The organism is Micrococcus sp. KRD012 (assembly GCF_017168555.1).
Classification (GTDB): domain Bacteria; phylum Actinomycetota; class Actinomycetes; order Actinomycetales; family Micrococcaceae; genus Micrococcus; species Micrococcus luteus.
The window spans coordinates 218,094-232,320 of the sequence record NZ_JABFBB010000007.1; the positions used below are offsets into that span (position 1 = coordinate 218,094).

The following is a 14,227-nucleotide window of genomic DNA, read 5'->3' on the forward strand; positions in this document are numbered from 1 at the left end:
GGCGCCTGGAAGGCACCGGGCGGGTCCGGCTCAGGACAGGGTGAGCAGCACCTTGCCCGTCGTCGACCGGGACTCGAGGGCGGCGTGCGCGGCGGCCGCGTCCGCCAGCGGGAAGCGCTCGCCGATCCGTACGTCGAGCTCGCCGGAGGCCCACGCCCCGAACACCTCTCCACCACGCCAGCGGGTCTCCTCGCCCGTGCGCGTGTAGTGCACCAGCGAGGGCCGGGTGACGTACAGCGAGCCGGCCGCGTTGAGCCGCTGCAGGTCGAAGGGGGGCACCTGCCCGGAGGCCCCGCCGAAGAGCACGAGTGTGCCGCGCACGCGCAGCACCTCGAGCGAGGTGTCGAAGGTGTCCTTCCCCACGCCGTCGTACACGACGTGCGCGCCCTCGCCGTCCGTCAGCTCCGCCACCGTGGCGGCGAGGTCCGGATAGTCCACCGCGGCGACGGCGCCCGCGCCCCGGGACAGCTCCCGCTTCTCCTCCGTGGACGCCGTGGTGACCACGCGGGCGCCGCGGGCCGTCGCGAGCTGGGTGAGCAGGAGCCCCACGCCGCCGGCACCGGCCGTCACGACCACCGTGTGGCCCTCCTCCACCGGGAAGGTGGACCGGCAGAGGTAGTGGGCCGTCATGCCCTGCAGCGGAAGGGCGGCGGCCTCGGCCAGGTCGATGCCCTCCGGGACGGCGAGGAGACGATCCGCGGGGGCGGTGAAGTGCTCGGCGTACGCACCGGTGGCCGTCGCGGTGGCGACACGGGCCCCCAGGAGCGCGGCGTCCACGCCCTCGCCGAGCGCGACGACCTCGCCGGAGCCCTCCGTGCCGGGGGTGAAGGGCAGGTCCATCGCGTAGGTCCCGGAGCGCTGGTACGTCTCGATGAAGTTCAGGCCCGCCGCGGCGGTCCGCACCAGCACGTGCCCCGGTGCGGGAGAGGGCACCTCCGTCTCGGTCCACTGCAGGACCTCGGGGCCGCCCGTGGCGGACACGACGACGGCGTGGTGGGTGCGGGGGACGGCGGGGGTGTTCGCAGTGGTCATGGCCCCACTCTAGGAGCGGGCCCGGACATCCGGCCCGTCCCGGGGGACCCGAGGCACCGCATAGATATTCCGTGCAACGCATATCTACGCTAGGATGGGGCCATGACCCACACCGTCGCCGTCTCCGGAGCCAGCGGCTACGCCGGGGGAGAGGCCCTGCGCCTGCTCGCCGGCCACCCGTCCGTCACCGTCGGAGCCATCACGGCCCACTCGAACGCGGGGGAGCGCCTCGGCGCCCTCCAGCCGCACCTGCACGCCCTGGCGGACCGCGTCCTCGCCGAGACCACCGCGGACGTCCTCGCCGGTCACGACGTCGTGATCCTCGCGCTGCCCCACGGGGCCTCCGGGGCGCTCGCGGCCGAGATCGCCGAGCGCTCCCCGGACACCCTGGTGATCGACGCGGGCGCCGACCACCGCCTCGAGTCCGCCGCGGACTGGGAGGCCTTCTACGGCACCGCGCACGCCGGGACCTGGCCCTACGGCCTGCCCGAGCTGCCCGGTCAGCGCGAGCGACTCGCCGGCACCCGCCGCATCGCCGTCCCCGGGTGCTACCCGACCACCTCGATCCTCGCCCTCGCGCCCGGCTTCGCCGCGGGGCTGCTCGAGCCGCAGGACGTGGTGATCGTCGCCGCCTCGGGCACCTCCGGGGCGGGCAAGGCGCTGAAGCCGCACCTGCTCGGCGCCGAGGTCATGGGCGGGATGAGCCCGTACGGCGTCGGCGGCGGGCACCGGCACACCCCGGAGATCGAGCAGGGCCTGGCCCAGGCGGCCGGCGAGCCGGTCCGCGTCTCCTTCACGCCCACGCTCGCGCCGATGTCGCGCGGCATCCTCGCGACAGCCACGGCGCGCCTGCGTCCCGGCGTCGCCGCCGCGGACGTACGCGCGGCGTGGGCCGCGGCCTACGGCGGCGAACGCTTCGTGCACCTGCTCCCCGAGGGACAGTGGCCCACCACGAAGGCGGTCCTCGGCTCCAACCACGTGCAGCTGCAGCTCGCCGTGGACGAGCGGGCCGGCCGCGTGATCGTCTGCGCGGCGCTCGACAACCTCACCAAGGGCACGGCCGGCGGCGCCGTGCAGTCCATGAACATCGCCCTGGGCCTGCCGGAGCAGGCGGGGCTCGAGCAGCAGGGGGTCGCGCCGTGAGCGTCACCGCAGCACAGGGGTTCCGGGCGGCCGGCGTCACCGCGGGGCTGAAGGCCTCGGGCACGCCCGACGTCGCCGTCGTCGTCAACGAGGGCCCGCGCGACGCGGCCGCCGCCGTCCTCACCGAGAACCGGGTGGCGGCCGCCCCCGTGGTCTGGACCCGCCGCGCCGTGCGGGACGGTCGCGCGACCGCGGTCGTCCTGAACTCCGGCGGGGCCAACGCGGCCACCGGCGCCGAGGGCCTCGAGGACGCCCGTCGCACCGCCGAGCACGCGGCCGCGGCCCTCGGGACCTCCGCCGACGACGTGCTCGTCTGCTCGACCGGCCTCATCGGCGAACGCCTGCCGATGGACACGCTCACCGCGGGCGTGTCCGAGGCGGTCGCCGCCCTGAGTCCGGACGGCGGCGAGGACGCCGCCGTCGCGATCAAGACCACGGACACCGTGGCCAAGACCGCCGTGGCCCGCGGCGAGGGCTTCATCGTGGGCGGCATGGCCAAGGGTGCGGGCATGCTGGCGCCCGGCATGGCCACCATGCTCAGCGTCATCACCACGGACGCCGACGTCCCCGCACCCGCCCTCGACGCGGCCCTGCGCGAGGCCGTGCGCGCCACCTTCAACCGGGTCGACTCGGACGGGTGCATGTCCACCAACGACACCGTGATCCTGCTGGCCTCGGGCGCGTCCGGGACCGCGCCCGAGCCCGAGGCGTTCGCCGCGGCCCTCCACGAGGTCTGCGCGGACCTGTCCCGCCAGCTCGTCGCCGACGCCGAGGGCGCCCGGCACGACATCGCCGTGCGCGTGGTCCACGCCGAGACCGAGGAGGCGGCCGAGGCCGTCGCGCGCGCCGTCGGCCGCTCCAACCTGTTCAAGACCGCGATCTTCGGCCAGGACCCGAACTGGGGACGCGTGATCGCCGCCGTCGGCACGGTCCCGGAGTCGGTCGCCGCCTTCGACCCGTACGCCCTCGACGTGCGCTTCAACGGCGTCCAGGTGTGCCGCGCCTCCGGCGTGGGAGAGGACCGCTCCCGCGTGGACCTCTCGGCCCGCGAGGTGCTCGTCGAGGTCGACCTGCACGCCGGCGACGCCGAGGCCACGGTCTGGACCAACGACCTGACGCACGACTACGTCCACGAGAACTCCGCCTACTCCACGTGAGGACCCCCAGCATGAGCCCGCACACCGATCCGGCCACGGCGGCCGCGCCCGTCCTGTCCACCGCGGACCGGCTCGACCGCGCCGAGTCCAAGGCGGAGGTCCTCGTCGAGGCCCTGCCCTGGATCCGGCGGTTCGCCGGCACCGTCATGGTCGTCAAGTACGGCGGCAACGCCATGGTGTCGGAGGAGCTGCGCCGGGCGTTCGCCGAGGACATCGTGTTCCTGCACCACGTGGGGGTCCACCCCGTGGTGGTGCACGGCGGCGGCCCGCAGATCAACGCGATGCTCGACCGCCTCGGCATCGCCTCGGAGTTCCGCGGCGGCCTGCGCGTGACCACCGAGGAGGCCATGGACGTGGTCCGCATGGTGCTCACGGGACAGGTGGGCCGCGAGCTGGTCGGCCTCGTGAACTCCCACGGCCCGTACGCCGTCGGCTTCTCCGGCGAGGACGCGGGGCTGCTGCGCGCCCGCCGCACGGGCGCCGTCGTCGACGGCCAGGAGGTGGACCTCGGCCTCGTGGGAGAGGTCACCGGAGTCGACCCGACCGCGATCCTCGACGTGATCGAGTCCGGGCGGATCCCCGTGGTCTCGTCGGTCGCCCCCGAGATCAACGACGACGGCGAGCCCACCGGGCAGGTCCTCAACGTCAATGCGGACACCGCCGCCGCGGCCCTGGCCGCCGCCCTCGGCGCCGCGAAGCTCGTGCTGCTCACCGACGTCGAAGGCCTCTACGCCGACTGGCCGGACCGCGACTCCCTCATCAGCTCGCTCACCGCCGCCCAGCTGCGCGCGCTGCTGCCCTCCCTGGCCTCCGGGATGATCCCGAAGATGGCCGCGTGCCTGGCGGCCGTGGACGCCGGCGTGCAGCGCGCCCACGTCGTGGACGGCCGCCGCCCCCACTCGATGCTGCTCGAGGTCTTCACCTCTGCGGGCGTCGGCACCCAGGTGGTGCCCGACGCCGAGCCCACCGCCCCGACCACCCCCGAGGAGGACGCATGAGCACCGACCAGTCCGCGCTGCTGGAGCGCTACCACGCCGCCCTGACCGGAGTCTTCGGCCGCCCCACCCGCGTGCTCGTGCGCGGCGAGGGGGTCCACGTGTGGGACGCCGACGGCCGGCGCTACACGGACCTGCTGGCCGGCATCGCCGTGAACGCGCTCGGCCACGGCCACCCGGCGCTGGTGCGGGCGGTGTCCGAGCAGGTCGCCACGCTCGGCCACGTGTCCAACCTCTTCACCTCCGAGCCGCAGATCCGCCTGGCCGAGCGCCTGCTGGAGCTGGCCGGCGCGCCCGCGGGCTCCACCGTGTTCTTCGCGAACTCCGGCACGGAGGCCAACGAGGCCGCGTTCAAGCTCGCCCGCCGCCACGGTGCGGACGACCCGTCCGGCCGCCGGACGCGGGTGATCGCGCTCGAGCGGGCCTTCCACGGCCGCACGATGGGCGCCCTCGCGCTCACGCACAAGGAGGCCTACCGGGCGCCCTTCGAGCCGCTGCCCGGCGGCGTGGAGCACGTGCCGGGCGGGGACGCCGCAGCCCTGCGGGCGGCCCTGGCCCCGGACGACGACGGCGCCACCGTCGCCGCCGTCATCCTCGAGCCGGTCCAGGGCGAGGCCGGCGTGCACGGCTGGCCGGCCGGCTACCTGGCCGAGGTGCGGGCCGCGACCCGCGAGGCCGGCGCCCTGATGATCCTCGACGAGGTGCAGTCCGGCGTGGGCCGCACCGGCACGTGGTTCGGCTTCCAGAACCCGGCCGTCACCGGTGCGGCAGAGCCGGTGGTGCCCGACGCCTTCACCCTGGCGAAGGGACTGGGCGGCGGCGTGCCGATCGGGGCGCTCGTGTGCGTCGGCCCCGCCGTCTCCGGGCTGCTCACCGCCGGCCAGCACGGCACCACGTTCGGCGGCAACCCCCTGGCCACCGCCGCGGGCCTGGCCGTGCTCCAGACCGTCGAGGACGAGGGCCTGCTCGGCCACGTCCGCGCCGCGGGCGAGGCCGTGGCCGCCCTGCTGGAGGACCTGCCCGAGGTGGCCGCGGTCCGCGGTCACGGCCTGTGGATCGGCGTCGACCTGGCCGACCCCGCGGGACCGGCCCCGGCCGGCGGGCTGGCCCCCGCCGTCGTCGCCGCCGGCCTCGAGGCGGGCTGGATCCTCAACGCCACCGGCCCCTCCACCCTGCGCCTGGCCCCGCCGCTCACCGTGCCCGTGGCCGAGCTCGAGCGCTTCGCCGCGGCCCTGCCCGGGCTCGTGGCCGCCGCCCTGACCCCCGCCGAAGGAGACCGCCCATGACCCCCGCTGCCGCCGTCCGCCACTTCCTGGTGGACACGGACCTCACCCCGGCCGAGCAGGCCGAGGTGCTCGACCTCGCCGCGCAGATGAAGGCCGACCGGTTCCGGCACCGCCCGCTGGCCGGGCCCCGGACCGGCATCGTGTTCTTCGACAAGACCTCCACGCGCACCCGCGTCTCGTTCGCGGCCGGCATCGCCGAGCTCGGCGGGACGCCGCTGATCGTGAACCCGGGGGAGTCGCAGCTGGGCCACAAGGAGTCCGTGGCGGACACGGCCCGCGTGCTGGAGCGGATGGTCGGCGTCATCGTCTGGCGCACGTTCGCGCAGGCCGGTCTCGAGGAGATGGCCGCCCATTCCTCGGTGCCCGTGGTCAATGCGCTCAGCGACGACTACCACCCCTGTCAGATCCTCGCCGACCTGCTGACGGTGCGCGAGCACCTCGGCGGCACGGCGGGCCGCAATCTGACGTATCTGGGGGACGCGGCGAACAACATGGCCCACTCGTACCTGCTCGGCTGCGCGACGGCCGGCATGCACGTGCGGGTCGCCGGACCCGAGGGGCACCTGCCTGCCGAGGACGTCGTGGCCGCTGCCCGACAGCGGGCGGCGGAGACGGGCGGTTCCGTCCTCGTCACGACGGACGCGGTGGAGGCCCTGGCGGGCGCGGACGTCGTCGTGACCGACACGTGGGTGTCCATGGGCCAGGAGGAGGAGAAGGAGGCCCGCCTGGCGCTGTTCCGCGACTACCAGGTGGACGCCGCCGCGATGGCGCGGGCGGCCGACGATGCGATCTTCCTGCACTGCCTGCCCGCGTACCGGGGCTACGAAGTCACGGCCGAGGTGATCGACGGGCCGCGGTCCGTGGTGTTCGACGAGGCCGAGAACCGCCTGCACGCGCAGAAGGCGCTCATCGCCTGGCTGCTGTACCGCTCCGGCCTGGCCGAGGAGCCGCGCTGATGGCCGCCCCCACGACGAAGATCGCCCGTCAGGCCGCGATCCGGGAAATCCTGGCCACCCGGGGCATCCGCTCCCAGGCCGAACTCTCGGACGCCCTGGGCGATCGCGGGCTGTCCGTCACCCAGGGCACGCTCTCGCGGGACCTGGTGGACCTCGGCGCGGTGCGGACGCGCGGGCCGGCCGGCATGGTCTACGCCCTGCCGGCGGAGGGCGACGACGGCGCCGTGCCGGGCCGCGGTTCGGACGCGCAGCTGAACCGGCTGGCGAGCATGGCCCGCGAGCTGCTCGTCTCCGCCGAGCCCACGGCGAACCTCGTGGTCCTGCGCACGCCCCCGGGTGCGGCGCAGTTCCTGGCCAGCGTGATCGACCAGGCGCGCGTGGAGCACGTGATGGGCACGATCGCCGGCGACGACACCATCCTCCTCATCACCACGGGGACCACGTCCGCCCCGGCCGTCGCGGCCCACCTGCTGGGTCTGGCGGGCTAACCGACCCGTCCGGCCCCGCCCGCGCGGGTGACGGGCACCAGGCACGAGGAAGGCCCCCGCCGACGGCGGGGGCCTTCCTCGTGTGGTACCGGTCCGGGGGACCGGTCAGGCGTCTCAGGCCTGCGGCAGGACGAGCTCCTGGCCGACGTAGATCACGGCGGCGTCGGAGACGGCGCCCTTGTTGGCCTCGTAGAGGGCGGTCCAGCCACCCTCCACCTCGTACTCGTTGGCGAGCTTCCAGAGGGAGTCACCGGACTTGACGACGATGGTCTCGGCCTCGGCGACGACGGCCTGCTCCGCGGCAGCGGCCTGCTCAGCGGCGGCAGCCTTCTGAGCGGCGGCCTTCTCCGCGGCGGCAGCCTTCTGAGCGGCGGGCTTCTCCGCGGCGGCAGCCTTCTGAGCGGCGGCCTTCTCCGCGGCGGCAGCCTTCTGAGCGGCAGCCTTCTCCGCGGCGGCGGCACGCTGGGCAGCGGCCTTGTCGGCGGCGGCCTGCTCGGCAGCAGCCTGCTCGGCGGCCCAGCGCTCGGCGGCGGCCTGGTCGGCGGCGGCCTGCTCGGCAGCAGCCTGCTCGGCGGCCCAGCGCTCGGCGGCGGCCTGGTCGGCAGCAGCCTGCTCGGCGGCCCAGCGCTCGGCGGCGGCCTGGTCGGCAGCAGCCTGCTCAGCAGCGGCCTGCTCAGCAGCAGCCTCGTCCGCGGCGGACTGGCGCTGCACGGTGGCGGTGCGCTCCACGGCGACCGGGGCGGCCTCGGTGGCGTCCACGTCACCGGCGTCCGCGTCAGCCTGGGTCAGGCCCAGCTTCTGCGAGCACAGCGGCCAGGCGCCCCAGCCCTGCAGGTCCTGGAGGATCTCGGCGCGCTTGATCTGCTCGGCCTTGGAGGCCTGGTGCGGGTAGCCCTCGCCGCCGACGGCCTGCCAGGAGGACAGGGTGAACTGCACGCCGCCGTAGAAGCCGTTGCCGGTGTTGATGTCCCAGGTGCCGTTGGACTCGCACTCGGCGAGGCGGTCCCAGGTGTCCACGGTGGCGGCCTGGGCCGGGGCGGAGAAGCCCACGGCGGCGGCGCCGGCGAGGGTCATGCCCGCAACGATCGAGGCGGTGGCACGGCGGGAGCGGGTGGCGGAAGTGGTGAAGAGAGTCATGGTGTCCATGGCGAGTCCTCGCTGATCGGTGGCCGAGGCACACCGGGGTCGTCCTTCTCCTTGGTCGGGTCATGCCCTCCGTCGGTTCGAGACGACCCAGCAGCGGGCGACCGTCGGAGGGGGTTCGATGTCGTGGCCTCCCCGTCCCCGACCTCTCGGTCAGATCACGGTTCGATCACGAATCGGCTACGGAAGAGTCAACGACGGGAGCCCCCCTCGCGTCAAATCATGGGTCGACGAATTCTTGCCCGTCCGTCTCACATTTGAGATCAGGTGACGAATCGCTACCTGAGGCGGGAGTACGTGGACGAAATGCACGCCACTGCCCGCATTGGATCTCAGGGCGTCTGATTGGACAGTGTGGACAACCTCCGTCACAGGGGCGTGGGCGAAGGTCACGATCGACGGTCGAAGCCGTGACCGGCGTCGCGTTCGACCCGAACTTCGAGCGCGGGGCCATGGTTGCGGGTGGCCGTCGCGGTGGGCGCAGAGGGGCTGCGCAGGATCCATCGGGAGCTGATATTCCGTCAGTTGCATATTTATTCAAGACCCGGGTAGGATCGTCGCCGAGCACGCCTTCGACGGCCACGTGCCGCGCTCGGAGACGCCCCCCTATATAAAGGAGAAAACGTGAAGGAACGCATCATCCTTGCCTACTCGGGCGGCCTGGACACCTCGGTGGCCATCGGCTGGATCGCCGAGGCCACGGGCGCCGAGGTCGTCGCCGTCGCGGTCGACGTGGGCCAGGGGGGCGAGTCCCTCGAGACGATCCGCCAGCGCGCCCTGGACTGCGGCGCCGTCGAGGCCTACGTGGCCGACGCTCGTGAGGAGTTCGCCGAGCAGTACTGCATGCCCACGCTCAAGGCCAACGCCCTCTACATGGGCGCCTACCCGCTGGTCTCCGCGATCTCGCGTCCGGTCATCTCCCGCCACCTGGTCGCGGCGGCCCGCCAGTTCGGCGCCTCGACGGTGGCGCACGGCTGCACCGGCAAGGGCAACGACCAGGTCCGCTTCGAGGTCTCCATCCAGACCCTCGGCCCCGACCTGAAGTGCATCGCCCCGGTGCGCGACCTCGCCCTGACCCGCGAGAAGGCCATCGAGTACGCCGAGCGCAACGACCTGCCGATCGTCACCACGAAGAAGAACCCGTTCTCGATCGACCAGAACGTGTGGGGCCGCGCCGTCGAGACCGGCTTCCTCGAGGACATCTGGAACGGCCCCACGAAGGACGTCTACGACTACACGGACGACCCCGCCTTCCCGCCGGCGCCGGACGTGGTCACGATCGCCTTCGAGCGCGGCGTCCCCACGGCCCTCGACGGCCGTGCGCTGAGCCCGCTGGAGATCATCGAGGAGCTCAACCGCCGGGCCGGCGCCCAGGGCGTGGGCCGGATCGACATCGTCGAGGACCGCCTCGTGGGCATCAAGTCCCGCGAGATCTACGAGGCCCCGGGCGCCATGGCGCTGATCGCGGCCCACCGTGAGCTCGAGAACGTCACCCTGGAGCGGGAACAGGCGCGCTTCAAGAAGCAGGTGGACCAGCGCTGGACCGAGCTGGTCTACGACGGCCAGTGGTACTCCCCGCTGAAGCGCAACCTGGACACGTTCATCGACGCGACCCAGGAGCACGTCAACGGTGAGATCCGCCTGGAGCTCCACGGCGGCCGCGCCACGGTGCAGGGTCGCCGGTCCGAGACCGGCCTGTACGACTTCAACCTCGCCACGTACGACGAGGGCGACTCGTTCGACCAGTCCTCGGCCCGCGGGTTCATCGACATCTTCGGCCTGTCCGCGAAGACGGCCTCGGAGCGCGAGCAGCGCCTGCGCGGCAGCGACGACCTCCAGGACGTCGCCCGCCTGTCCAACGACTGACCCCGCACGCCCCGTGCACGACGGCGGCCCGCCCGCGCCCGGGCCGGCCGCCGTCGGCCTGTCACCGACCTCGAGGAGACCTTCGATGACCGAGAACACCGACGCCCGCCACGGGACCAACGAGGGCGCCCTGTGGGGCGGCCGCTTCGCCGGCGGCCCTTCCGAGGCGCTCGCCGCGCTCAGCAAGTCCACGCACTTCGACTGGCGCCTGGCGCCCTATGACATCGCCGGCTCCCGTGCCCACGCCCGGGTGCTGCACACCGCCGGTCTGCTCAGTGCGGACGACCTGGACGGGATGATCGCGGCCCTCGACCGGCTCGAGGCGGACGTGCGTTCCGGTGCCTACACCCCGGCGGCGTCCGATGAGGACGTGCACGGCTCGCTCGAGCGCGGCCTCATCGAGCGGGCCGGTCCCGAGCTCGGCGGCCGCCTGCGGGCCGGCCGATCCCGCAACGACCAGGTCGCCACCCTCGGCCGGATGTTCCTGCGCGACCACGCCCGCATCATCGCGCGGGGCGTGATCGCCACGGTGGACGCGCTGCTCGATCAGGCGCGGGCGCACCCGTACGCGCCGATGCCGGGCCGCACCCACCTGCAGCACGCGCAGCCCGTCCTGCTCTCGCACCACCTGCTCGCGCACGCCTGGGCGTTCGCGCGGGACCTGCAGCGGCTCGTGGACTGGGACGCGCGCGCGGCCGTCTCGCCGTACGGCTCCGGGGCCCTGGCCGGCTCCTCCCTGGGTCTGGACCCGAACGCCGTGGCCACCGAGCTCGGCTTCGAGTCGGCCGTGTGGAACTCGATCGACGGCACCGCCGCCCGCGACGTGTACGCGGAGTTCGCGTGGGTCGCCGCGATGGTCGGCGTCGACCTGTCCCGCATCTCGGAGGAGGTCATCTTCTGGGCCACCAAGGAGGCGGGCTTCGTGACGCTGCACGACGCGTACTCCACGGGGTCCTCGATCATGCCGCAGAAGAAGAACCCGGACGTCGCCGAGCTGGCCCGCGGCAAGTCCGGCCGCCTCATCGGCGACCTCACGGGGCTGCTGGCCACGCTCAAGGGCATGCCGCTGGCCTACAACCGCGACCTGCAGGAGGACAAGGAGCCCGTCTTCGACGCCGCGGACACCCTCGAGCTGCTGCTGCCCGCCGTCTCAGGGATGATCGCCACCCTCGAGTTCCAGACGGAGCGCATGGCGGAGCTGGCCCCGCAGGGCTTCGCGCTGGCCACCGACGTCGCCGAGTGGCTCGTTCGCCAGGGGGTCCCGTTCCGCGAGGCCCACGAGCTGTCCGGCGAGGCCGTGAAGGCGGCCGAGGCCCGGGGGGTGGAGCTGTGGGACCTCACGGACGAGGAGTACGCCGCCATCTCGCCGGCGCTGACCCCGCAGGTCCGCGAGGTGCTCAGCACGGAGGGCTCGCTCGCCTCTCGCGACGCCCAGGGCGGGACCGCGCCGACGGCCGTCGCGGCGCAGATCGGGGCGCTCGAGGACGCCCTGGCGCCGCTGCGCCGCTGGGCCGACACGCCGGGCTCCGTCGTCGACGCCCGCTGACGCGGTCGCCCGGCCGGGTCGGCGTCGGCCGGGCCGGACGCGGCGGTGCCCGGCAGGGCGCCGCCGCGTCACCCGCCGTTCACCGTGGTCGGCGTAGCATGGGTGGTCACTTTTCCGCCGGGCGGGCCGCAGCATGGTCCGCCCCTCACCGCACCGCGAGGGCCCCCGATGACCGATACCGTGTCCGTCCGCCAGTCCGAGCTCGACCTCGAGCGGGGTCGGGTCGCCGAGCGGTACGCCCGCCTCGACGCCCTGCGTGAGGAGAAGGAGCGCCAGCTCGCGGCCGTGCGCCGGACCGGCCCGCAGGGGTCGCTGCAGAACCACTCCGAGCGCGACGCCTTCGCCAGCCTCTACGAGGACCGACTCGCCCAGCTCTACGCCGTGGACGACCGCCTCGTCTTCGGCCGGCTCGACCTCGACGCCGAGCGGGAGGGTGGGGCCGACGAGCAGCGGTACATCGGGCGCATCGGCCTCACCACCGAGGACCACGAGCGCCTCCTCGTCGACTGGCGCGCGGCCGAGGCCGGCGCCTTCTACCAGGCGACGGCGGCCCACCGGGGCCGCGTGCGCCGTCGTCGTCACCTGATGCTGCGGGGGCGCGAGGTGCGCGACCTCGAGGACGACATCCTGGACCCGACGCTGCTGGGCGAGGACGGCGTGCGCGCCGATGCCCAGGGTGCGCTGCTGGCCGCCGTCACCGCCCGACGCACGGGACGTATGGGGGACATCGTCGCCACGATCCAGGCGGAGCAGGACGAGGTGATCCGCGCGCCCCTGCCCGGGGCGGTCGTGGTGCAGGGCGGGCCCGGCACGGGGAAGACCGCCGTCGCCCTACACCGTGCGGCCTACCTGCTGTACACCCACCGGGAGCGCCTCGCGCGCTCGGGCGTGCTGATCGTCGGCCCGTCGACCGCGTTCATGCGGTACATCGAGCGGGTGCTGCCCTCGCTGGGCGAGACCGGTGTCGTGATGTCCTCGCTGGGGACGCTGATGCCGGGCGTGCGGGCCGTCCCGGAGCCGGACCTCGACGCGGCGGCGGTGAAGGGCCGGCTGGACATGGTGGACGCCGTCGCCCACGCGGTCGCGCAGCGCCAGCGCCTGCTCGTCGAGCCGCGGCGCCTGATGATCGACGGCACGGCCGTCAAGCTCAAGCCGGCCATGGTCCGGCGCGCCCGGGACAAGGCACGGGCCACCCGCAAGCCCCACAACGAGGCCCGGGTGACGTTCGTGAAGATCCTCGTCCGCGAGCTCGCGGAGAAGCTGCGCAAGAAGCTGGAGAAGTCCTCGGGCACCCCGGTGCAGCGTGACCTCCTGCTCGAGGACGTGCGCACCTCGCGCGACGTGCGCATCGCGCTCAACCTCTGCTGGATGCCGCTGACGCCGGAGAAGCTCATCGGCGACCTCCTCACCCGGGAGGACCTGCTCCGGGCGGCCGCCCCGTGGCTGTCCGACGCCGAGGTCGGCGCGCTCCTGCGCCCGGCCGACGCCCCCTGGACCGAGGCCGACGTGCCCCTGCTGGACGAGGCGGCCGAGCTGCTCGGACGCCTCGACACCCCGGGCCGGGGCGGCGAGTCCGCGGCCCAGCACGAGCGCAACCTCGAGAACGCCCGGGCGTCCCTGGAGAACATGCACCAGACGCTCGCGGACCTGGGCGTCGACGGCGTCGTGGACGCCGAGCAGCTGGCCGCGGCCAATGAGGCGCGCGGCGTGCGACGGACCACCGCCGAGACCGCGGCCCACGACCGCACCTGGACGTACGGGCACGTGGTGGTGGACGAGGCCCAGGAGCTCTCTCCGATGCAGTGGCGCCTGCTGGCGCGCCGCTGCCCGATGAAGTCGTTCACCATCGTGGGCGACATCGCGCAGTCCTCCCGTCGCGACGCGGCCGGCTCGTGGGCGTCCGTCCTCGCCCCGGAGTTCGGGGACCGCTGGCGCCTGGAAGAGCTGACCGTGAACTACCGCTCGCCGGCGCGCGTGATGCGCTGGGCCGCGCAGGTCGCACGGGCGGCCGGGCTCGAGGTCTCCCATCCGCGCGCCGTGCGCGAGGGCGACCACCGCCCGCGTCTGGTGACGGAGCCGGGCGGTGACGTCGCCGCCCTGGCCCTCGAGGCGGTCGAAGTTGAAAGGGACCGCGTGCCCGAGGCCCTGACCGCCGTGATCGCCCCCGCCGGGCGGACGGGGGAGCTGCTCACGGTCCTCCGGGAGCGGTGGGGGGAGGCGGCCGTGGACACCGCGCCGCTGCCCGGCGTCGAGATCGTCGTTGCCACCCCGTGGGAGACCAAGGGACTGGAGTTCGACACCGTCGTCCTCGTCTCGCCCGAGCGGATCGTGGCCGACGCGCGCGGCGTGGTGGGCGATCTGTACGTGGCGATGACCCGCGCCACCCAGTCGTTGTCCGTCGTCGCCGGGACGGACGCGGCCGCGCTGCCGGCCGGGCTGGCGGACGTCCCGGAGTGAGCCCCGCGGGCGACGTCGCACGTGCGCGGCGTCGCGGAGGCGCGCGGGCGCGTCGCTAGGTGTTGTGGGTCATGAGGTTCTTGACATCCGTACCGGGCTGAGATGAGACGAGTGGGCCCCGCCCCGCAGGATGGAAGTTCCTCAACAACCCACCTGCC

General features: G+C 74.0%; 11 protein-coding genes. 9 read left to right on the plus strand and 2 right to left on the minus strand.

Annotation, left to right across the window (positions count from 1 at the left end; all coding sequences use genetic code 11):
- Positions 1-30: 30 nt before the first annotated feature.
- Entirely contained in the window at positions 31-1,032 is a 1,002-nt protein-coding gene (locus J1M37_RS04370; protein ID WP_036315656.1) for a quinone oxidoreductase family protein, read from the minus strand.
- A 102-nt stretch (positions 1,033-1,134) separates the two neighbouring features.
- Between J1M37_RS04370 and argC the strand changes: the two genes are divergently transcribed.
- The 6 genes from argC to argR are packed head-to-tail and all read left to right on the plus strand — an operon-like array spanning position 1,135 to position 7,057.
- Positions 1,135-2,175: an N-acetyl-gamma-glutamyl-phosphate reductase gene (gene argC, locus J1M37_RS04375; protein WP_036315659.1), complete on the plus strand. Its 1,041-nt coding sequence runs from the start codon at positions 1,135-1,137 to the stop codon at positions 2,173-2,175.
- Complete coding sequence (gene argJ / locus J1M37_RS04380) at positions 2,172-3,332, plus strand: bifunctional glutamate N-acetyltransferase/amino-acid acetyltransferase ArgJ (RefSeq protein ID WP_158183844.1); 1,161 nt, start codon at positions 2,172-2,174, stop codon at positions 3,330-3,332. The genes argC and argJ overlap by 4 nt, the downstream gene beginning before the upstream one ends.
- Before the next feature lie 11 nt (positions 3,333-3,343).
- Positions 3,344-4,330 (plus strand): acetylglutamate kinase, encoded by a 987-nt coding sequence (gene argB / locus J1M37_RS04385; RefSeq protein ID WP_179288539.1) that lies wholly within the window; start codon positions 3,344-3,346, stop codon positions 4,328-4,330.
- Positions 4,327-5,613: an acetylornithine transaminase gene (locus J1M37_RS04390; protein WP_049147958.1), complete on the plus strand. Its 1,287-nt coding sequence runs from the start codon at positions 4,327-4,329 to the stop codon at positions 5,611-5,613. Before argB ends, J1M37_RS04390 begins: the two co-directional genes overlap by 4 nt.
- Positions 5,610-6,569, plus strand: coding sequence for an ornithine carbamoyltransferase (gene argF, locus J1M37_RS04395; protein WP_100059021.1), 960 nt, complete (start codon positions 5,610-5,612; stop codon positions 6,567-6,569). Before J1M37_RS04390 ends, argF begins: the two co-directional genes overlap by 4 nt.
- Positions 6,569-7,057: an arginine repressor gene (argR, locus tag J1M37_RS04400; protein ID WP_049147960.1), complete on the plus strand. Its 489-nt coding sequence runs from the start codon at positions 6,569-6,571 to the stop codon at positions 7,055-7,057. The genes argF and argR overlap by 1 nt, the downstream gene beginning before the upstream one ends.
- Positions 7,058-7,171: 114 nt before the next feature.
- On the opposite strand, the gene rpf is transcribed toward argR, so the two are convergent.
- The gene (gene rpf / locus J1M37_RS11670; protein WP_206452180.1) at positions 7,172-8,203 is read right to left on the minus strand and encodes a resuscitation-promoting factor Rpf; all 1,032 of its coding nucleotides are present in this window, start codon (positions 8,201-8,203) and stop codon (positions 7,172-7,174) included.
- A gap of 621 nt (positions 8,204-8,824) precedes the next feature.
- Here rpf and J1M37_RS04410 point away from each other — a divergent pair.
- From J1M37_RS04410 to J1M37_RS04420, 3 genes are all read left to right on the plus strand, one after another.
- Positions 8,825-10,066: an argininosuccinate synthase gene (locus J1M37_RS04410; protein ID WP_100058529.1), complete on the plus strand. Its 1,242-nt coding sequence runs from the start codon at positions 8,825-8,827 to the stop codon at positions 10,064-10,066.
- Between the two features lie 85 nt (positions 10,067-10,151).
- Complete coding sequence (gene argH, locus J1M37_RS04415) at positions 10,152-11,612, plus strand: argininosuccinate lyase (protein WP_136940069.1); 1,461 nt, start codon at positions 10,152-10,154, stop codon at positions 11,610-11,612.
- Positions 11,613-11,780: 168 nt separating this feature from the next.
- Positions 11,781-14,069 (plus strand): HelD family protein, encoded by a 2,289-nt coding sequence (locus J1M37_RS04420; protein WP_141843627.1) that lies wholly within the window; start codon positions 11,781-11,783, stop codon positions 14,067-14,069.
- Positions 14,070-14,227: the final 158 nt, after the last annotated feature.

Bases quoted from the DNA above. Each gene is read 5' to 3' on its own strand.
- J1M37_RS04420 (WP_141843627.1), top strand. From the start codon at position 11,781: ATGACCGATACCGTGTCCGTCCGCCAGTCCGAGCTCGACCTCGAGCGG.
- rpf (WP_206452180.1), bottom strand. From the start codon at position 8,203: ATGGACACCATGACTCTCTTCACCACTTCCGCCACCCGCTCCCGCCGT.
- argR (WP_049147960.1), top strand. From the start codon at position 6,569: ATGGCCGCCCCCACGACGAAGATCGCCCGTCAGGCCGCGATCCGGGAA.
- argH (WP_136940069.1), top strand. From the start codon at position 10,152: ATGACCGAGAACACCGACGCCCGCCACGGGACCAACGAGGGCGCCCTG.
- J1M37_RS04390 (WP_049147958.1), top strand. From the start codon at position 4,327: ATGAGCACCGACCAGTCCGCGCTGCTGGAGCGCTACCACGCCGCCCTG.
- J1M37_RS04370 (WP_036315656.1), bottom strand. From the start codon at position 1,032: ATGACCACTGCGAACACCCCCGCCGTCCCCCGCACCCACCACGCCGTC.
- argC (WP_036315659.1), top strand. From the start codon at position 1,135: ATGACCCACACCGTCGCCGTCTCCGGAGCCAGCGGCTACGCCGGGGGA.
- argF (WP_100059021.1), top strand. From the start codon at position 5,610: ATGACCCCCGCTGCCGCCGTCCGCCACTTCCTGGTGGACACGGACCTC.
- argB (WP_179288539.1), top strand. From the start codon at position 3,344: ATGAGCCCGCACACCGATCCGGCCACGGCGGCCGCGCCCGTCCTGTCC.